General features: G+C 39.6%; 15 protein-coding genes, 15 tRNA genes and 2 pseudogenes. 16 read left to right on the forward strand and 16 right to left on the reverse strand.

Annotated features, from left to right (window positions below; all coding sequences use genetic code 11):
- The first annotated feature begins 189 nt into the window (after positions 1-189).
- The 3 genes and pseudogenes from ABZP26_RS10375 to ABZP26_RS10385 form a co-directional block, all read left to right on the forward strand.
- Positions 190-897: an AraC family transcriptional regulator gene (locus ABZP26_RS10375; RefSeq protein ID WP_016900424.1), complete on the forward strand. Its 708-nt coding sequence runs from the start codon at positions 190-192 to the stop codon at positions 895-897.
- Between the two features lie 134 nt (positions 898-1,031).
- On the forward strand, positions 1,032-1,925 hold the full coding sequence (locus tag ABZP26_RS10380) for a DMT family transporter (protein ID WP_200877588.1): 894 nt from the start codon (positions 1,032-1,034) through the stop codon (positions 1,923-1,925).
- Positions 1,926-2,025: 100 nt separating this feature from the next.
- Positions 2,026-2,273: pseudogene (locus ABZP26_RS10385) on the forward strand (endonuclease III); the annotation flags it as partial.
- A gap of 205 nt (positions 2,274-2,478) precedes the next feature.
- Here the strand turns inward: ABZP26_RS10385 and ABZP26_RS10390 are convergent.
- Complete coding sequence (locus ABZP26_RS10390) at positions 2,479-3,033, reverse strand: TetR/AcrR family transcriptional regulator (protein ID WP_036954076.1); 555 nt, start codon at positions 3,031-3,033, stop codon at positions 2,479-2,481.
- Between the two features lie 89 nt (positions 3,034-3,122).
- On the opposite strand from ABZP26_RS10390, the gene ABZP26_RS10395 reads away from it, so the two are divergent.
- The 5 genes and pseudogenes from ABZP26_RS10395 to gloA all read left to right on the forward strand — a co-directional run bounded on the left by ABZP26_RS10395 (position 3,123) and on the right by gloA (position 8,271).
- The gene (locus ABZP26_RS10395; RefSeq protein ID WP_036954073.1) at positions 3,123-4,196 is read left to right on the forward strand and encodes a DUF418 domain-containing protein; all 1,074 of its coding nucleotides are present in this window, start codon (positions 3,123-3,125) and stop codon (positions 4,194-4,196) included.
- 173 nt (positions 4,197-4,369) lie between these two features.
- Positions 4,370-4,441, forward strand: a pseudogene (locus tag ABZP26_RS10400) (endonuclease III); the annotation flags it as partial.
- A 312-nt stretch (positions 4,442-4,753) separates the two neighbouring features.
- A complete protein-coding gene (locus tag ABZP26_RS10405; protein ID WP_013465293.1) occupies positions 4,754-6,664 on the forward strand; it encodes an aminotransferase class V-fold PLP-dependent enzyme in 1,911 nt (636 codons plus the stop codon).
- A 119-nt stretch (positions 6,665-6,783) separates the two neighbouring features.
- Positions 6,784-7,815 (forward strand): serine hydrolase, encoded by a 1,032-nt coding sequence (locus tag ABZP26_RS10410; protein WP_036954070.1) that lies wholly within the window; start codon positions 6,784-6,786, stop codon positions 7,813-7,815.
- 54 nt (positions 7,816-7,869) lie between these two features.
- Positions 7,870-8,271: a lactoylglutathione lyase gene (gene gloA / locus ABZP26_RS10415; RefSeq protein ID WP_024602990.1), complete on the forward strand. Its 402-nt coding sequence runs from the start codon at positions 7,870-7,872 to the stop codon at positions 8,269-8,271.
- Between the two features lie 90 nt (positions 8,272-8,361).
- On the opposite strand, the gene ABZP26_RS10420 is transcribed toward gloA, so the two are convergent.
- From ABZP26_RS10420 to ABZP26_RS10460, 9 genes are all read right to left on the reverse strand, one after another.
- The gene (locus tag ABZP26_RS10420) at positions 8,362-8,628 is read right to left on the reverse strand and encodes a DksA/TraR family C4-type zinc finger protein (RefSeq protein WP_024602991.1); all 267 of its coding nucleotides are present in this window, start codon (positions 8,626-8,628) and stop codon (positions 8,362-8,364) included.
- Positions 8,629-8,944: 316 nt separating this feature from the next.
- Positions 8,945-9,020, reverse strand: a tRNA-Glu gene (locus ABZP26_RS10425).
- Between the two features lie 179 nt (positions 9,021-9,199).
- Positions 9,200-9,275: transfer RNA gene (locus ABZP26_RS10430), tRNA-Glu, on the reverse strand.
- 93 nt (positions 9,276-9,368) lie between these two features.
- A tRNA-Glu gene (locus tag ABZP26_RS10435) sits at positions 9,369-9,444 on the reverse strand.
- A gap of 93 nt (positions 9,445-9,537) precedes the next feature.
- A tRNA-Glu gene (locus tag ABZP26_RS10440) sits at positions 9,538-9,613 on the reverse strand.
- Between the two features lie 179 nt (positions 9,614-9,792).
- Positions 9,793-9,868, reverse strand: a tRNA-Glu gene (locus ABZP26_RS10445).
- 93 nt (positions 9,869-9,961) lie between these two features.
- Positions 9,962-10,037, reverse strand: a tRNA-Glu gene (locus tag ABZP26_RS10450).
- 144 nt (positions 10,038-10,181) lie between these two features.
- Positions 10,182-10,257: transfer RNA gene (locus ABZP26_RS10455), tRNA-Glu, on the reverse strand.
- Between the two features lie 36 nt (positions 10,258-10,293).
- Positions 10,294-10,369: transfer RNA gene (locus ABZP26_RS10460), tRNA-Ala, on the reverse strand.
- A 663-nt stretch (positions 10,370-11,032) separates the two neighbouring features.
- Here ABZP26_RS10460 and ABZP26_RS10465 point away from each other — a divergent pair.
- The 8 genes from ABZP26_RS10465 (at position 11,033) to ABZP26_RS10500 (ending at position 14,342) form a co-directional block, all read left to right on the forward strand.
- A tRNA-Val gene (locus ABZP26_RS10465) sits at positions 11,033-11,108 on the forward strand.
- Between the two features lie 148 nt (positions 11,109-11,256).
- Positions 11,257-11,332, forward strand: a tRNA-Val gene (locus ABZP26_RS10470).
- Positions 11,333-11,502: 170 nt separating this feature from the next.
- Positions 11,503-11,578: transfer RNA gene (locus tag ABZP26_RS10475), tRNA-Val, on the forward strand.
- A gap of 170 nt (positions 11,579-11,748) precedes the next feature.
- A tRNA-Val gene (locus ABZP26_RS10480) sits at positions 11,749-11,824 on the forward strand.
- Between the two features lie 50 nt (positions 11,825-11,874).
- A tRNA-Val gene (locus ABZP26_RS10485) sits at positions 11,875-11,950 on the forward strand.
- A gap of 151 nt (positions 11,951-12,101) precedes the next feature.
- Positions 12,102-12,177 (forward strand) — tRNA-Val (locus ABZP26_RS10490).
- Positions 12,178-12,227: 50 nt separating this feature from the next.
- Positions 12,228-12,303, forward strand: a tRNA-Val gene (locus tag ABZP26_RS10495).
- Positions 12,304-12,710: 407 nt separating this feature from the next.
- Positions 12,711-14,342, forward strand: a complete 1,632-nt coding sequence (locus ABZP26_RS10500; protein ID WP_036954016.1) for a response regulator — start codon at positions 12,711-12,713, stop codon at positions 14,340-14,342.
- 357 nt (positions 14,343-14,699) lie between these two features.
- Here ABZP26_RS10500 and msrB read toward each other — a convergent pair whose 3' ends face one another.
- The 6 genes from msrB to zipA form a co-directional block, all read right to left on the reverse strand.
- Positions 14,700-15,140: a peptide-methionine (R)-S-oxide reductase MsrB gene (msrB, locus tag ABZP26_RS10505; RefSeq protein ID WP_036954013.1), complete on the reverse strand. Its 441-nt coding sequence runs from the start codon at positions 15,138-15,140 to the stop codon at positions 14,700-14,702.
- A gap of 95 nt (positions 15,141-15,235) precedes the next feature.
- On the reverse strand, positions 15,236-15,676 hold the full coding sequence (locus tag ABZP26_RS10510) for a hypothetical protein (RefSeq protein ID WP_036954010.1): 441 nt from the start codon (positions 15,674-15,676) through the stop codon (positions 15,236-15,238).
- A 6-nt stretch (positions 15,677-15,682) separates the two neighbouring features.
- Positions 15,683-16,183, reverse strand: coding sequence for a DUF2919 domain-containing protein (locus ABZP26_RS10515; protein WP_036954006.1), 501 nt, complete (start codon positions 16,181-16,183; stop codon positions 15,683-15,685).
- Positions 16,180-16,524, reverse strand: a complete 345-nt coding sequence (locus ABZP26_RS10520) for a DUF3392 family protein (RefSeq protein ID WP_028834947.1) — start codon at positions 16,522-16,524, stop codon at positions 16,180-16,182. Before ABZP26_RS10520 ends, ABZP26_RS10515 begins: the two co-directional genes overlap by 4 nt.
- Entirely contained in the window at positions 16,517-18,538 is a 2,022-nt protein-coding gene (gene ligA, locus ABZP26_RS10525) for an NAD-dependent DNA ligase LigA (RefSeq protein WP_013465303.1), read from the reverse strand. Before ligA ends, ABZP26_RS10520 begins: the two co-directional genes overlap by 8 nt.
- A gap of 79 nt (positions 18,539-18,617) precedes the next feature.
- Positions 18,618-19,364 carry a cell division protein ZipA gene (zipA, locus tag ABZP26_RS10530; protein WP_024602645.1) on the reverse strand — a complete coding sequence of 249 codons (747 nt, stop codon included), beginning with the start codon at positions 19,362-19,364 and terminating at the stop codon, positions 18,618-18,620.
- Positions 19,365-19,420 lie beyond the last annotated feature (56 nt).

Consider the following 19,420-nt stretch of genomic DNA (forward strand, 5'->3'; position numbering starts at 1 on the left):
TCAGAGATATTTTTAGTATCCATTAAACGTAGAGCTATCATCATCTTGACAGTCAACTAAGCCGCCACATTGATCATATAAACTTTAATTAAAAACACCAGTAGAAACTAAGACTTCACTTTAGAATTCATTACTCTAAGATATATAACCCTAATCATAATGAAATAAGGCAATACGTTTTCTATTATTATGAAAAATCTATTATCCATCCGCTCCTATAGCACAAAGCCAGTTCGTCACTCACATCAATTTAATCAGTTGGTTCTACCTTTACGTGGTGTCATAAATATATGTGTTGGTGATTTCAATGGAAAAGTTGCACCAAGTGAATGTGTTGTAGTTAAAGCCAACGAAGAGCACCTGTTCACTGCAAACACTGAAGCTAGGTTTGTAGTCGTAGATATGAAAAATCTTCCGTTAAATATTTCATCTTCACAATGTATTGTTTTTGCAATTAACTCATCTCTTAGAAGTTACTTAACTTTTATCGAAAACCAACTAGAAAACAAAGTTAATGCTCAATTAGAGCAGGCGATGTTCGAAATGTTCAGCTTACTGCTGGCAGAGCAAACTTTATTACCAAAGGTAGATAGTCGCATTGGTACAGCAATATCCTTCATAGAGCAAAATATTGCAGAGCAGCTTCAAATTAAATGTTTAGCTGAATCTGCTTTCCTGAGTGAAACACAGTTTAAGAAACTATTTAAAATACAAACAGGTATGACCGTGATGAAGTACGTAACAAAACTTCGAATGGAAAAAGCCCAAGCATTACTTACGCATACAGATTATCCGTTACCAATTATTGGTGAAAAAGTAGGTTATAAAGAACCCTCAGCCTTTAGCCGAAAGTTTTCACAATACTTTGGTCTATCACCAACTAAATTCAAAAAGTAAACTTAGTCGGAATTGTTAACTATTGCGTCTTAATTGTTAAAAACACCCTACATAATTAGCATACTATTTCTATATTGAAGTTATTATAAATAAGTCTCATTGTGGAAAATCATCACGGAAGTTTTAAAGGTGTTATGGCGATTATTGTTGCTAGTTTCTTGTGGGGGACAACTGGTACTGCTGCAAGCTACTCCCCAGATGTAAGCTCTTTGGCTATTGGTGCATTCTCTATGGGGATAGGAGGAGTGTTACTTGTAATCACAGCTCGAAAAAAGCTACTTATAGATTATAAGCTGATGCTCGAACAGCCTAAAATATTTCTCTTAGGTGCCGCTTCTGTCGCTATTTACCCATTAGCATTCTATACCTCAATGCGCTTATCAGGTGTTGCCATTGGTACTGTAGTATCTATAGCCACTGCACCTTTTTTTGCTGGAATCCTTGAACGTCTTATTAGCAAAAAGGACATTTCATTGCAATGGATGTTGAGCTTTGTCATTGGTGCTATAGGTATTGCTCTGTTAACTTTAGGTAAAGACCAGAGTAATAATAATGCTTACAGTATCAATCAACAGGGTTTGGGGATTATTTTAGGTTGTATTGCTGGTTTAACTTATGCAGGTTATTCATGGGCGGCAAGGTGTTTAATTGAAAGTGGCGTTCACTCAACATCGTCCATGTCTGGGCTATTCGGTTGTGCTGCACTATTGTTACTTCCTTCATTATGGTTTACGGGTGATAACTTATTTTCAAGTTCATCTAATGCTTTCGTATCTTTATATATGGCAATAATTCCAATGTTTTTAGGATATTTATTATTTGGTTTTGGCTTGAATTATATAGATGCAAGTAAAGCGACATTAATCACCTTAATTGAACCATTAGTTGCAACTGTTTTAGCTATAGTCATTATTGGGGAAAAATTTAAAGTAATAGGTTGGGCAGGCGTAGCTTTAGTATCACTATGCCTATTGATGCAAACAATCAAACCTCAAAAAAAACTAAGGTTAGCCGTCAAAACAATGTAGATATATAGCCCTAAATATGCTCCTGAATTTGCTAAGGCTTAATGTCAGCATATGGCTAAAAGCAGTCCATAGGTTTTCCTTTTGCTATCTACCTTAATTATCTTTTGGCTGGCCGACAATTGCAGTTGATACGCATATTTTCCGTGTATCAAACCGTACTAAGCTTGCTATGGGTAAAGACGTGGTTGCGGTTGAGCAAAAGCTCGAAAAAGTGATCCCTAAAGAATTTAAAGTAGATGTACATCACTGGCTTATTTACATGGACGTTATACCTGTGTGGCGCGTAAGCCAAAGTGTGGCAGCTGTATTATTGAAGACTTGTGCGAGTTTAAAGATAAAACTGAATAGCTCCCACCTGTTAAGATACGAAAGCGGACCTTAGCTTTGGCTTACCCAGCGACAAGTTGCGACATCGCTGGCTTAAGTTGTGTCGATTTCCACCCAAAAAAAGAACAGATAGGTAGCAAACTGATCTTTTAAATAAATTAACCACAAGATGTGCTTAGTAACTGTCTTCAGTAAATTAATGTTACATCTATATTCTTGCAGGGGGTTATGAAGCAACCCCACTCTTGAACGATAAAAAAGCTAAATGTGCTGCCTTACCTGAACTGTAATTATCTAGATGACTCATCTTGTAACCTGCGTACAATAAACCTTCAAAAAAATAAAAACCCCAATCAACACAGAAGTGCTTACTTAATAACCCCTCATCTTTCGCAAGTTTTATCAATTCTCGTATCTCGTTATCTTGCTGTTGTATACGAACTTGAAGCTTTTCACTTTTCTGAAACATCTTCTCGAATTTTTGCAAAAAAGCGAATTCCTCGTATAACGGCAAAGTATTTTCGAATACAAGCCTAATAGCATCCAATGAGTCTTTAGCTTTATTTTCAACGGACATATTTACTTCATCAAAGCGGTCTAAACAATATAACGCAATCTCTTCTTGAAGCGCTTCCTTATGCTTAAATTGGCGGTACACCGTTGCTCTACCAACTTCAGCCATTTTAGCCACGTCAACTAGCGTTGAGTCCTCGTTTTGAATAAACAGTTTTAACCCCGATTGAATAATTTTTTTTCTCGAATTATTTGTTCTTGCATCCATTTTATGAGACAGCCTTGTATCATCTATTAAGTTCCATTATGATACAGCAATGTCTCAAAAGTTAAAAATGAATTCTGTGGAGCAAGAGAGTGAATAGACTAATCGGTATTGACTTTGCAAGAGCGTTAGCGCTCTTTGGTATGGTTATTGTCAACTTTAAGTTAGCCATGAACGCCGATATTGGCACACCACAATTAATAGAGTTTGCGGCTCTATTCGAAGGTCGGGCTTCGGCTTTGTTTGTTATATTAGCGGGTATAGGTATTGCGTTTTTAACTAAAAAATGTGTTACCAGTGAATCACTTGAACACATCAAGCAAGTAAGAACCTCTTTGATAAAAAGGTCTGTTTTACTACTTTTGATTGGCTTGGCTTTTACACCTATTTGGGAAGCCGACATCTTGAAATTCTATGCATTCTATTTTTTGATAGCTGCATTATTATTTACTCTTAGCAGCAAGAAACTGCTCAGTGCATCTATCGGTTTTGTTTTTGCATTTCCATTAATGTGGCTATTCTTTGATTACGAAAAAGGATGGGATTGGCTTGAGCTTAGTTATTCTGGTTTTTGGACAAATGAAGGAGTGATTAGACACCTTTTCTTTAATGGTTATCACCCAGTTTTACCATGGTGTGGTTTCTTGTTATTTGGCATATGGTTGGGTAAACAAGATTTATCCAATGCTAATGTAAGGAAGTCTTTGTTTACATGGTCTTTAAGTATTTTACTTATTGTAGAAGCAAGCTTCTATATGCTGAGAATGTGGGCAGGAGATGACCCGTCTATTGGCATGTCAAAAGATGAAATTGAGTTTTTGTTAACCACGTCAATAATACCGCCGTTGCCACAATATATGTTTTCAGCTGCAAGCTCTGCCGTTCTTGTTTTGCTGGTTTCTCTAAAACTAGCAAGTGTATTTCCTACCAACCGGTTAATTGAGTGGCTAAGCAAAACTGGGCAGTTAACGTTAACTCTGTATGTAGCACATGTCATTATTGGCATGGGAATTCTTGAGGCAACTGGCTTACTCGTTAATCAAACCATAGACTTGTCAATATTTTCCGCATTGGTCTTTTGCATAATTAGCATAATTTTCAGTGTGTCTTGGCTCAAGTATTTTAAACACGGGCCTTTAGAATGGATTTTTAAAAAATGCACTTAGTAGGCCAAAACATTGTTCTAAAAAACTAAAACTATTGAGACTGTTAGCTGTTTAATTAGGGTAAATAATGCTATGTCGATAGTAACAGTCAGGAAGTTAATAAAAGCATCCTATAGGTATTACCTTTTGCATCTACTTTTATTATCTTTCGGCTGGCCGACTCAAACCTTGATAAGTTTGCTATGGGTAAGAACGTTGTTGAAGTAGAAAAGAAGCTCGAAAAAGTAGTGCCTAAAGAGTTTAAAGATAAAGCAGAATAGATCCGTAAATAAAAAACGTTCATTTAGCACGATTGTTAATACTAAACCTCAATTATCAGGCTTATAAGAATAAGCTCAATGATTAATTCGTATTCCAGTGTTACTTTTTTGTTTATTCAAAGTAGGTGTCTAACTTTGGCACCTTTCATTTTTCATACCTTGTAAATCAATTCAAATAAAATCTGTTTATTCGTGATTTGCCGTAATTATTGGAACATTTTCAAAGTATTAATTTCACAAGCGTCAATCCTTTAGTTATGCTGTTGAGCATTATGAAATTTTACTACGAGAATTCCTATGCTACCAATACTTCGTATCTTGTTAATTGAGCAAGATCCAGTCACCTTACAAGAGCTTTCAACGAATCTATCGAAGACCATTGTCAATTTTGAGCGAGATGATATTCATATCGATATTATTGAGCGTCTTGAGCTAAAACAAGCGTTGGACATTGTAGAGGAAGATGGTGATATTCAGGCTGTAGTGCTTAGCTGGGATTTGCAAAATAAGGTTGGCGAACGCACTTATAGTCGCTTTATCGAGCAGTTAAAAGGGATCCGCCTTGAGCTGCCAGTTTATGTTATTGGCGATGATACGAAGGGGCTTGAAATCGTTAATGAGTCGGAGGAGATTGAGTCTTTCTTTTTTAAAGATGAGGTAATTTCTGATCCTGAAGCAATTTTAGGCTATATGATCAACGATTTCGATGACCGCTCAGAAACCCCATTTTGGACTGCGTACCGCCGTTATGTTGGCGAAGCAAACGATTCTTGGCATACACCAGGTCACAGTGGCGGCTCGAGCTTTAGAAATTCTCCTTATATTAAAGATTTTTATCAGTTTTATGGTCGTAATGTGTTTGTGGGTGACTTGTCGGTGTCAGTCGATTCGTTAGGATCATTATCAGATAGCACCAATACCATTGGCCGTGCGCAAGAGTCAGCAGCGGCGACGTTTGAAGTCAAGCATACCTATTTCGTTACCAATGGGTCGTCTACCTCAAATAAAATCATCTTGCAGACATTGCTGCGTAAGGGCGATAAAGTGATCATCGACCGCAATTGTCATAAATCTGTGCACTATGGCATTTTGCAATCAGCGAGTTTACCTGTTTATTTGTCGAGTATTTTAAATCCTAAATATGGCATTTTTGCGCCGCCGTCGTTGGCCGATATAAAACAAGCGATAGAACAAAATACCGATGCAAAATTGCTGGTTCTCACCGGTTGTACTTACGATGGCCTACTGAGCGATCTGAAACAGGTGGTCGATTTTGCCCATCAACATGGTATTAAAGTATTTATTGACGAGGCATGGTTTGCTTACTCGCTGTTTCATCCAAGCCTACGATACTATTCCGCCATTCATGCTGGCGCTGACTACGTCACTCATTCGGCGCATAAAGTGGTATCGGCGTTTTCTCAAGCGTCTTATATTCATGTTAACGACCCTGATTTCGATGCTGATTTCTTTCGTGAGATTTACAGTATTTACGCCAGTACATCGCCAAAATATCAGCTTATCGCGTCGCTTGATGTGTGCCAAAAGCAATTAGAGATGGAAGGCTATAAGTTACTCAATGCTTTGTTGAACCATGTGGAAGAATTTAAACAACAGATGGCTTCACTCAAACAAATTAAAGTACTAGGTAAGCAAGACTTTATGGAAATATTTCCGCACTTTAGTGGTGATAACATGGGTCACGATCCGCTAAAAATTCTCATCGACATAAGCGAATTACCTTATTCGTTAAAGGATATTCATAAATACCTGCTGGATGAAATTGGCCTAGAAATAGAAAAATACACTCACAGCACCATCTTAGTGTTACTGACGCTTGGCGGCACGCGCTCAAAAATAATTCGTCTTTATAATGCGCTCAAAAAACTCGACAGCGGTAAAGTGAAGTTGTCAAAATCGACGCGACGATCTCGCTTGCCTGAAAACCTACCCGCTATAGACCTTGCGTGTATTCCAAGTGATGCTTTTTATGGCGAGCGCGAATCTGTGCCTATCGGTAAAAGTAACAACCGCATTTGTGCCGGTTTAGTTACCCCCTATCCGCCAGGTATTCCGCTTTTGGTGCCTGGGCAGCATATTACAGAGGAACACATAGAGTACCTTAAAGAGCTAGCAGGACAAGGTTTGACGATTCAAGGGAGTTTTGATGGTGAAATCTATGTTCTTAAGGGCAAAGTTAATAAGTAAAAATATACTTTAATACAGTCAAACTCCCCATAACTAAACAGCAATATCACATGATATTGCTGTTTAGTAGAGTAAAAAGCTGATCCTCACACTCCAAAAATAAATGAAGCCAGAATGCAATGATACAATTGAAGAACAAAAAAGCGCTTACACTTCTGCGGATTGCAGCTCTCATTGTTACTCTTACTAGCATATACATTTTTGCCCCTTGGCAGTTTGCTTTATATTACTTTCACCCACTGCCCGCTAACGTTCAAGCACAAACACAAGAGGCTATTGAACAAGGAGTCGATGGCATTATTGTGTATATTCATAAACAAGGGCAGCAACCTGAATATTTTGCAAATGGTTGGCATAATAGAGAGCACAAAATACCCGCTTACCCTAGTGCACTTTTTAAAATTGGCAGCATTCGAAAGTTATATGATGCAGCCGCTTTAACCAAACTTTCAGCCGCTGGACGTATTGATGTAGATAAAACACTGGCTGATTATCTTCCATCATTAATTGGACGCATTGAAAACGCAGATAAAATAACACTACGAATGATGGTAAAACACAAAAGTGGCATACCCAATTACACAGACACTAATAATTTCGATTGGTCAATCACCTACCCTGACCCACTTACATTAGTGCTCGATAAACCCGCTGATTTTAGCCCTGATGCTGACTATGGCTATTCTAATACCAATTATTTGTTGCTGCGAAAAATTATGTCAAACGTGCTGGGTTATGATCATAACCAATTTATTAAAGATGAAATTTTAACGCCACTGGGCCTAACGCATACGTTTTCATCTGTACATGAAATCAATTTAGTAGATTTGATGAGTGGTTACTACGTAGGTTATGAGAATGATTTTAAAGCGCTCGATCAAGGCTATGTGGCAACCGCACAAGATGTAGGCGACTTTATTTTTGCTTTAAACAAAGGCACTTTTTTCGACGAACAAGAGCAAGCTTTGTATGCATCACTTTATAAGTATGAACACACAGGTTGGGTATTAGGGTATTCAAGCATTGCTCGTTATTATAAAGATATCGATACAGTCGTTGTGCAGTTTATAAATACTAATGGCGATGATACTGTGATGCTCACAGAAATAATTTATAATCGGATTATTGATATTTTAACTGCGCAGCAATAGTAGTTAAAACTAGCTGCGTTATAAAAATTTATATGAATTTTAAAGAGGATTTAAATGCGTTTACTACACACCATGTTACGGGTTGCTGATCTAGATAAATCAATTGCGTTTTATACTCAAGTACTTGGTATGAAAGAGTTACGCCGTGCTGATAACGAAGAGTACCGCTATACCCTCGCCTTTGTAGGCTACGGTGATGAAACTGACACAACAGTGCTTGAACTGACCTATAACTGGGATACCGACAGCTATGATTTAGGCAATGCCTATGGTCATATCGCGATTGAGTTTGATGATATCTATAAAGCCTGTGCTGATATCAAGGCCGCTGGCGGTAACGTAAGCCGTGAACCAGGTCCAGTAAAGGGTGGCACAACAGAAATAGCGTTTGTAAAAGATCCAGATGGCTACTCAATTGAACTTATTCAGAAAAAAGAAAATATGAATAAATTTTAGTAAATATATTTAATAGGTTTACTAAGCGGCTTTTTAATTATTTAAGCTTAACTCTGATACAATTTTAAAAAAGGTGCTGTATGCACCTTTTTATCGTAATTGACTATCTTTACTGCCACGCCGATTAAGCCCTTTAGAAAGTGCGCCTTTACCTTCTAGTTCAACTTGGCAGCTTACACAATACTTAACACCTGGTAACGCAAGTCTTCGTGCCTGTGGTATTGGTTCATCACATTCTTCACATAGCTCGGCACTGGCTCCAGAAACTAAGTTACTTCTAGCATATTGCACAGCATCATTAACGCTGGCGTCGATTTGATCTTGAATTGCACCATCGCGTGCCCATCCACTTGCCATATAACCTCCTATTTATTTGGACGTTTATATGTAACCTAACATAGGTGAAGTTTATTTAAGCTGAATATAAGAAAGGGAAAGATGCTAATAAAATTTAGGAGTTATTATATAAAATATTTAATTTTGAGATTTTAACTTCACTGAATAATTCTGAGGTAATAGTAGAAATGCAGATAAATTGATTTTAGATATTTTTAGTAAAAGCTGTCTTACTAATAAATAGTAGGTGGCGTATCAAGAGATTTTCACTCTTTTTAAAGTTGCGGATAGAGAGTGCGGTGTCACACTGCTGTATATATTACTTAAAGTAAGTAAGTGGCGTCCCCAAGGGGATTCGAACCCCTGTTACCGCCGTGAAAGGGCGGTGTCCTAGGCCTCTAGACGATGGGGACGCAGAAATTGATTTGCAAATCACTGATTTGCTATTTCTGCGTAAGATGAGCCGGCCTGCGAGGCGAATGGCATTATCTTCTCAGAAACATTTTCTGTGTCACTAGGACAACTGAATGGTTTAACTCGTTTCAGGCGAGCTGCTTAATAACACTGCACTTCCCTATTTAAAATAGGTAAGTGGCGTCCCCAAGGGGATTCGAACCCCTGTTACCGCCGTGAAAGGGCGGTGTCCTAGGCCTCTAGACGATGGGGACACAGAATATGTGTCACTAGGACAACTGAATGGTTTGACTCGTTTCAGGCGAGCTGCTTAATAACACTGCACTTCCCTATTTAAAATAAGTAAGTGGCGTCCCCAAGGGGATTCGAACCCCTGTTACCGCCGTGAAAGGGCGGTGTCCTAGGCCTCTAGACGATGGGGACACAGAATATGTGTCACTAGGACAACTGAATGGTTTGACTCGTTTCAGGCGAGCTGCTCAATAACACTGCACTTCCCTATTTAAAATAGTTAAGTGGCGTCCCCAAGGGGATTCGAACCCCTGTTACCGCCGTGAAAGGGCGGTGTCCTAGGCCTCTAGACGATGGGGACGCAGAAATTGATTTGCAAATCACTGATTTGCTATTTCTGCGTAAGATGAGCCGGCCTGCGAGGCGAATGGCATTATCTTCTCAGAAACATTTTCTGTGTCACTAGGACAACTGAATGGTTTAACTCGTTTCAGGCGAGCTGCTTAATAACACTGCACTTCCCTATTTAAAATAGGTAAGTGGCGTCCCCAAGGGGATTCGAACCCCTGTTACCGCCGTGAAAGGGCGGTGTCCTAGGCCTCTAGACGATGGGGACACAGAATATGTGTCACTAGGACAACTGAATGGTTTGACTCGTTTCAGGCGAGCTGCTTAATAACACTGCACTTCCCTATTTAAAATAAGTAAGTGGCGTCCCCAAGGGGATTCGAACCCCTGTTACCGCCGTGAAAGGGCGGTGTCCTAGGCCTCTAGACGATGGGGACACAGAATATGTGTCACTAGGACAATCGATTAGTTTAACTCACATCCTGAGCTTTTAAGGTAATGGCGTATAGTACAAATAAAGACTCGAGCTTTATGTGTTACGCTTTTTTCTCGGTAAAACCGCCTTTAACTAAAAAGTTAAATGGCGTCCCCAAGGGGATTCGAACCCCTGTTACCGCCGTGAAAGGGCGGTGTCCTAGGCCTCTAGACGATGGGGACACAGAAAACTGTTACCCTAGGACAAACACTAAAAATTGGTGGAGCTATGCGGGATCGAACCGCAGACCTCTTCGCTGCCAGCGAAGCGCTCTCCCAGCTGAGCTATAGCCCCAACTTATTCAATACGCTCGGTGATAATCACGTCGTGTATCGCTTAGTGCGGGGCGCATTCTATGCACCCCCCAAAATAAAGTCAACAGTTTTTTATGCGACATTATTTAAATGGTTTAAATTTCAACAAACTGGCTATCATACGTGCTAAAAAACAGATTTTCATACTAATTTAGATGTCATGTTGCGCTTTACGTTGTTGTACTCGCCACATGTATACGACTAAGTACCCTATTCAACCGATAATATGAGTTTGAATATGATTTAAAGGGTATACATTTATATGCAAATTAGCTTGGTGCTGTTTTACTACTAAAAAAGCGCTGTTCATTGGCATGTTAAACTTTAAGTAACTTTTTATTATCCGCTAATTTGTATCACGCAATACAATTATTGAAAGTTAGCCTTTTATTACATAAATATTTTATTGTTTATCCGACCACTAATGACATCTATTTAGTCTACGCCGCCGACTTTAAATAAACATTAAGCTTAACAATTGTTCGTTTAATATTAGTTTGTTGATAAAGTGAACACCGTTCGCACTGTATTGTTTATAAAAGCTTCACTCAGCACATTTTTATCATTCAAGTGTTGACACATTTGCAACTCTATCTATAATAGCGCCCCACAACAACGCAGCAATGTGGTGTTGTTTAGATGCGGGTGATTAGCTCAGTTGGGAGAGCATCGCCCTTACAAGGCGAGGGTCACTGGTTCAAGTCCAGTATCACCCACCACATTTTAATGTGTCGTATCTAAGATTCTATATGGGCGTTAGCTCAGTTAGAAAAAAGAGAGCTCACCGTTATTTACAAGTAACGGCAAGGTTCACTGGTTAAAGTCCAGTACTACTAAAATTTAATAGTAGCGTTTGAATTTATATGTGGGTGATTAGCTCAGTTGGGAGAGCATCGCCCTTACAAGGCGAGGGTCACTGGTTCAAGTCCAGTATCACCCACCACATATAAAACCTATTGTTATATTAATAGTGATATGTATTAAAATTGTAATATGGGTCGTTAGCTCAGTTACAAGAAATGAGAGCATCACCGCTATTTACAAGTAACGGCGAAGTTCACTGGTTAAAGTCCAGTACTATTTATTTTAATAGTAGCGTTTTAATTTATATGTGGGTGATTAGCTCAGTTGGGAGAGCATCGCCCTTACAAGGCGAGGGTCACTGGTTCAAGTCCAGTATCACCCACCACATATAAAATCTATTATTATGTTAATAGTGATTTGTATTAAAATTGTAATATGGGTCGTTAGCTCAGTTACAAGAAATGAGAGCATTACCGCTATTTACAAGTAACGGCGAAGTTCACTGGTTAAAGTCCAGTACTATTTATTTTAATAGTAGCGTTTTAATTTATATGTGGGTGATTAGCTCAGTTGGGAGAGCATCGCCCTTACAAGGCGAGGGTCACTGGTTCAAGTCCAGTATCACCCACCACATATAAAATCTATTATTATGTTAATAGTCATGTTTTAAAGTTGTAATATGGGTCGTTAGCTCAGTTGGGAGAGCATCGCCCTTACAAGGCGAGGGTCACTGGTTCAAGTCCAGTACGACCCACCATTCTTTGAATGGTGCATATTACAAGATATCTAAATGGGTGATTAGCTCAGTTAGAAAAAGAGAGCATCACCGCTATTTACAAGTTACGGCGAGGTTCACTGGTTAAAGTCCAGTACTATTTATTTTAATAGTAGCGTTTTAATTTATATGTGGGTGATTAGCTCAGTTGGGAGAGCATCGCCCTTACAAGGCGAGGGTCACTGGTTCAAGTCCAGTATCACCCACCACATATAAAATCTATTATTATGTTAATAGTCATGTTTTAAAGTTGTAATATGGGTCGTTAGCTCAGTTGGGAGAGCATCGCCCTTACAAGGCGAGGGTCACTGGTTCAAGTCCAGTACGACCCACCATTCTTTGAATGGTGCATATTACAAAAATCTAAATTCTCCAGTATCACCTTCCATTTTAATATTCATTATCCTTCACTCCTTTAGTTCATGTTCAGTATTAATTGCCATTTAGAAATTCGTTATCAAGCAATTCTTCGGTTTCAAAAAAAATCAGTATTACCAATCACATGCCAAAAACCTATCTTCCGAGTTTTATTATCTCCAAAATCATTTTGTTTAAACTTATTTTATTACGCGTGCTATCCATTTACTTTAAATGGGTTTTTAGCTCTTTTAAGATAAAAATATAAACCTTTAGAATTAATTTGCTTAATAAGCTCTCATCTTCGAAGCGAATCTTTAAATTACCTTGTAAGCGTCTAAACTGTTGATTATAGTCTGTGTTAAATTCAATTACGCTTAAGCCAATGTCTAAAAATATTTTTAATGAAGCAAAAATACTGATTGTAGAGGAGCAGCCACTTGCTCAAAGCTACATGAAACAGTCGCTCGAAAAAATTGGCTTTGGACATATGCGTTTTGCAGATCATGCTCTAGCGGCAAAAGAACAATGCTTACATGAAGAATTTGACTTGGTAATTTGCTCTTTTAATCTAAGCAAACGCCAAGATGGCTACCAGCTTTATGAAGAATTACGCGCTAAAGCATTAATAAAACACTCTACTGGGTTTATTTTTACATCTGCGGAAACTAGCGGAGAGTTAGTTCACAGTGTGTTAGAACTTCAACCCGATGACTTTTTAGTAAAACCTTTCTCTGTACAAGAGCTAAGAGTGCGCATAGAGCGTATTCTCAAACGCAAAAGCGACTTAAAAGCTATATACACTTTAATTGATGACGATAACCAGTCTAAAGCATTAAAACAAATTAATGCTCAGCTTGATAAAAGTAATAAATACAGCCCTATTCTGCTTAGATTAAAAGGTAATATTTTACTGGCGCTAAAACAAAACCAAGAAGCGAAAGACTTTTTTAAATCAGTTTTGAATATTCAAAAATTTGCATGGGCAAAAGTAGGATTAGTAGAAGCCTTAATTGCTAACAATGAGCATATTTTGGCTCAACGCATGCTCAAAACTATGCTTGAACGTAATGAAACACGACTAGTTGCATTAGACTTATTAGGCCGTTTAGAAATAAAACTAAACCAGTTTGAGTTAGCTCAAGAGTTTTTAAGTCAAGCGGCCCATATTGCTCCACGTAATATAGACCGTCAAAAGTCACTGAACAGCGTATCTCTCATTAATAGAGATTATGAAACCAGCTACTTAACTCAAAAGGATATTGCCACTTTTGCTAAGTACTCTATGCATGATAGCCCAGACATTTATTTAAATGCCGCTCGTGCTGGGATTGATTTTGCACTAACCACAGATCAAACTGACCAAATAAACAGAATCTCCCGTCAAACAAATAAATATATTAATGAGCTAAAAACACAATTCCCAACCAGTAATGCACAAACTCAAATCGATGTGCTCAATGCACGCCTTTATTATTTAAAAGATGAACATAAAAAAGCGAAACAGTTGATTGAACAACTTGATGACAGCGATACTCAAATACGTTCAGTCGATGGTGCCCTAGATAAAGCAAAAGCATTACATGAATTAGGTTTTCATCAGAAGGCGCAAGCGCTATTTAGCCAAATTATTGATCATTGCGAACGCCACCCAAGTAGGAGCGACGCGACGTACTTGCGTTATATACAGCAACAGCAAAGTGAAAGACGTGATATTAAAATGGGGCCGAAGGAACTTAACAATCATGCAGTTAAACAGTTTGAGCGTGGCCAGTTAAATGTTGCTTTAGAGGCATTCAGTCAAGCCTTTAGGGTCATGCCACACAACCCAAGTATTGCGCTTAACTTATTACAGTGTTTAGTGGATAAATCAAAAAAACAGGGGGGCTCTTTCAATAGTCTATTGGCTCAAAAGTGCTTTAAACTATTAAAAAAATCACCCTTAGCAGAAGAGCAATCAGAGCGGTTCGATAAACTACTTCAGATTGCTAAAGAAATGAAACTAGAGATTAGCTAGGGCCTGTTGACATTTGCGGATTAAAATTTGTTCAAGCAAGGGACGATTTAATCGCAGCGTGAGGTTTGTAACCTAGTGGGCTCGATAACTGCTCCTGCGTTATTCTACTGGCTTACATCCATGTAAGAATAAGTAAAAGCCGAGCAAAGCTTCCGCGTCCTGCTCACGCCCCTTACCTACATCCATGTAGGCAACAAAGAGTTAATCGTCCCTTGGCAGAACCCTTTGGGCAGCGCCTGTTTGGAATTGATGCTACGTTATCGCCCATTTATGGGGAATAACCACACCACATAGGCTCTGCCTTGCCTAAATACCAAACGGACTGCTGCAAATTTAACCTTGAAAGGCCAACAGGCCCTAGAGCTTTTTCATTGCCAGTGCGTTTACACAGTAGCGCAAGCCGGAAGGAAGTGGGCCATCAGGGAAAATATGCCCTAAGTGCGCATCACACACATTACAAACAACTTCAACTCGCTCCATGCCATGGCTGTTATCCATTACATACCCTATCGCATCAACCTTTGCAGGTTGGGTAAATGAAGGCCATCCTGTGCCACTATCAAACTTTTCATCCGCATCAAACAGTAGGTTGTCACAACACACACATACGTACTTTCCCGGTTCTAATAGTGTGCAACTAGTTGAACTATTTGGTCGCTCTGTGCCTTTTTTACGGGTCACGTAATATTGCTCTTCGTTTAACAGTTCACGCCATTGCTGATCTGTTTTAACTACTTTTTGAACCGGAGTCGGATTGCCATGGTTGGCAAAATTAACAATATCGTTCCATTTCAACATAACAACCTCATTGCGTTATAAATTTGCTTCATACTGAGCCACAATCATGGGCTGACAGCCTATCATTACGTCTGTGGCTAATACCACGATCAACGCTATCTAAACACTATATGGTGCTTCTCTGTTGCTGTAAGTATACGGCTTATATAAGCGTGTAATTGAGCTTGACTACCAGGAATACTCACGCTTAATTGCCTGTCATTATTACTATGCACTATTAGCTCATCGTCTTTTATCTCTATTGACTCAATATTGCTGATGACTAACCAATGCGGACCATTCTTTTTATCAAACAACCCGGTTAAACTAAAAACAAACAAATGCTGCGCATCACGCTGAATAAAGTTACGCAGCGGGTTACGCATTTTAAATAACGGCGTTAACCGGTAACAGCACGAACAAAATACCACTATCCACAATAGCAATATCCCTTTAAACCAAATATGTTCGCCTAATGATAAAAAATAGCCAACGCAGATAATAATCAGCCCTATAAAGGCCACTACTTGCGCTATTTTTTTATTAATAGTGTGCATAATCTCTTACTTTTTATCGGTTGCTTTTTCTGTCGGCTCGGGCCAATCACTAAAAAAAACACTTAAATAACGACTTTTTGCCAAATACCACAATACCCACAATACAATCACCATTTGTATGGCTAAAAACAGTGAAAAGCGATAATGACTATGGGCCGCCTGGATACTTAACCACGACAAGTCTATTAGCGCGCAAGCAATAAGCGGCCAACGCATGTATCGCCAAATACGCGCTAACCGTTTCGTAGCTTGATGCGAGTCTCTGGGTCTGCGTAAACAAAACAAAATAGTGGGTACAATTGCCACGGATCCAATTGCTATGGCAATAAAAAAATCATTTTTTGATTTAAAAAACAATGACATTAGATCAAGTTCAGGACGACGACTCAGCGCGGCAATCACCCAAATAAAATAGGCCCGCAGTAACACTAAAATACTCAAATGAAACGCTATTGGCGTACGATAGCTGCCATATTTATCCCAGTATTCAGGTCCATAACGGCTCACAACTGGTTTTTCCTATCGGCAATAGTGCCCAAAATAAAAAATGCAGCTAATAATGTGAGCCCTAACCACTTAGTACCAAAAAACAGTAAGGCTTTAGTTAGCAGTGGGCTTAACCACACCACTAATAAACCAAACCCAAACGCGGTGATCAACACAAAACATGCCACTCTTATAATAAAGTGACGCCTAGCTACCACGCCTTTGGTGAGCTTTAAAATGTCATCCGCATAAAGCGACACTAAGCACACCATCAAAAGCAATGATAAATGCGACAAATAGCCTTGTAGCCACTGGCCTAGGTCAATTAACAAGGTATTAAGTATATTTGTAAAACTAGCCATTATGAGTCTCTAACAAAGTAATTAAATCATCCTCTGTCAGTATTTCTATACCGAGTTCTTGCGCTTTAGTTAGTTTAGAGCCGGCTTTTTCGCCCGCCACTAGCGCATCCGTTTTGGCTGAAACACTGCCAGATACCTTGGCACCTAATTGTTGTAGGCGCGCTTTCGCATCATTGCGATTAAGCGTATTAAGCGTCCCAGTTAGCACATAAGTTAAACCCGCTAGCGGTTGTTCTTGCTCTGATGGCGCTGTTAACTGTGGCCAGTTAATGCCTTGGGCTATTAATTCGTTCACCACGGTTAAATTATGCTCTTCAGTAAAAAAACCACGCACGTGCTTTGCCACTATTTCACCTACATCGCTTACTTCAATCAGCTGTTCAATGCTGGCATCGATTACGTTTTCAAGCGTTAAAAAATGATTAGCTAAGTTTTGCGCGGTTGCCTCACCGACTTCACGAATACCCAGTGAATATAAAAACTTTGCTAAGGTAGTCGTTTTTGCATCATCAAGTGCGGCAACTAAGTTTTTTGCTGATTTTGGCCCCATTCGTTCAAGTGATTCAAAATGTCCCTGCTTTAAAATAAATAAATCAGCTGGGGTTTTGATTAGCTCTCGGTCAACTAATTGATCAACAATTTTGTCGCCCAAGCCGTCAATATCTAATGCCTTACGCGATGCAAAATGCTTAATCGCTTGTTTACGCTGTGCTTGGCATACTAAGCCACCGGTACAACGTGCAACGGCTTCACCTTCAACCCGTTCAATATGCGAGTCACAAATTGGGCACATAGTTGGAAAGACAATCTCTTTTGCATCGCTTGGGCGTTGCTCAAGTACCACTTGAGTAATTTGCGGGATAACATCGCCTGCGCGGCGAATAATCACAGTATCGCCCACTTTAACGCCTAAACGAGCTATTTCGTCGGCATTATGCAGCGTTGCATTTGATACCGTAACACCCCCAACAAATACCGGCTCTAGTCGTGCTACGGGAGTAATTGCCCCTGTGCGCCCTACTTGAAATTCAACATCTAATAATTGCGTTATTTCTTCTTGCGCCGGAAATTTATAAGCGATTGCCCAACGCGGTGCACGAGCTACAAAGCCTAAGCGCTCTTGTAAGGCTTTTTTATTTACCTTTATTACCACGCCATCTATTTCGTACTTTAGCTCGCTACGACGCGTTAAAATATCATTGTAATAGGCAAGCGCAGCCTTTGGGCCTTCAACTAATTTGGTTTCTGGACACAGCGGTAATCCCCAATCGGTAAGCTTAGCAAGTTGCTGGTAGTGATCTTCAGGTAAGGTGCCATCGGCAACTAATCCGGTGCTGTAGGCATAAAACATCAATGGGCGTTTTGCGGTAATTTTTGAGTCGAGCTGGCGTAAACTTCCTGCCGCCGCATTACGTGGATTAACAAAGACTTTATCGCCACGTTTTTCTGCCTCTGCATTTAATTTTTCAAAGCCCGCGCTATCCATAAATACCTCACCGCGCACTTCAAGTTCACGAGGGTAATCATCACCGCGCAATTTTAATGGCACATTACGGATTGTTTTTACATTTTGAGTAATATTTTCGCCAGTAAAACCATCGCCACGGGTCGCCGCTTGAACCAGTACTCCATCGCGATAAATAATCGATACCGCTAAACCATCCAGTTTAGGCTCACAGCAAAATGTAAGCTCTTCAGTGCTCATTAAGCGCTCTTTAATACGACGATTAAAACCGCTAAATTCATCCTCACCAAAGGCGTTATCAAGCGATAACATAGGCACTTGGTGCGCTACTTGCTCAAACTTGGCAAGCGCCGCTCCTCCAACTTTTTGAGTGGGTGAATCGGCTGTTAAAAACTCAGGGTGCTGGGTTTCTAATTCACTTAGTGTCCGTAACAAGCGGTCATATTCGGCATCAGGTATGCTGGGTGTATCAAGCACATAATAACTATAATTGTGTTGCTCAAGCGTGGTACGAAGATGATTAATTTGCTCACTAATGCTGCTTGTCATGTAGACCTCAAAAAACATAAAAAAAGCCACTTTGACGAGTGAACGCCCAGTGGCTTACAAAATTTAACTTATGCGTATGTTACGCAGAAAATGCGCGAACCTGTTCAACATATTGACGAATACGCTCTACCGTCATTACATTTCGCTCTGCATCTAAAATATCGGCACCAAATTCATCCGCTATTTTTTTAGCGGCGCTGTGCAGCATGTTAAACGCGGCTAAACCGTCGCCATCGCATGGCAGAGTCATAAATAAGCTCACCCCAGCGGTGCTAAATTGTTCCATATTATCAATATCGAACGTGCCTGGGTTATACATATTCACCAGCCTAAATAACACCGGCCCTTGGCCTGCTGGGTCTAGGTGGCGATTAAAAAAGCCTTCTTCTGAATATTTAAAACCTAGCATGTTAACAGCAGGCAGTAATTTACTGCCTTGCATAGTGAGCCCTTCTGGCATTTGAATATGCACAATGACAAAGTCTGCAACGTCTTTAGGGGCATCTTGTTGTGTGTCTGCGGCCTCTTCTGTTACCACTTCAAGGTCATCCTCGATAGGTGTATTTACTGGGCTTTCGTCTATCTGTGGTTCATCAGCGCTGAAGTTTAACTCACTCATTTGTGGCTCTTCTCGTTGCGCTAACGTTGGCTCTTGTGGCTCAGTATGTACAGATGAAGGCTGCTGTTCTTGAACAGGCTCGACTCGCTCATTTGCAGGGAGTTCAGCATTCTCTTTTTTTCTTACTGACCACAAACCGTGTATTAATAAGCCACCAATGACAAATACACTGATCACAATTAAAACCCATCTTAATTCTTCGGCCATCCCCTCACCTTTTATTATTAATATGCCTAACAGCCATCATTTTACCTAAAATAACC

It is taken from the genome of Pseudoalteromonas sp. SD03, from assembly GCF_040937955.1.
Taxonomy (GTDB): domain Bacteria; phylum Pseudomonadota; class Gammaproteobacteria; order Enterobacterales; family Alteromonadaceae; genus Pseudoalteromonas; species Pseudoalteromonas tetraodonis.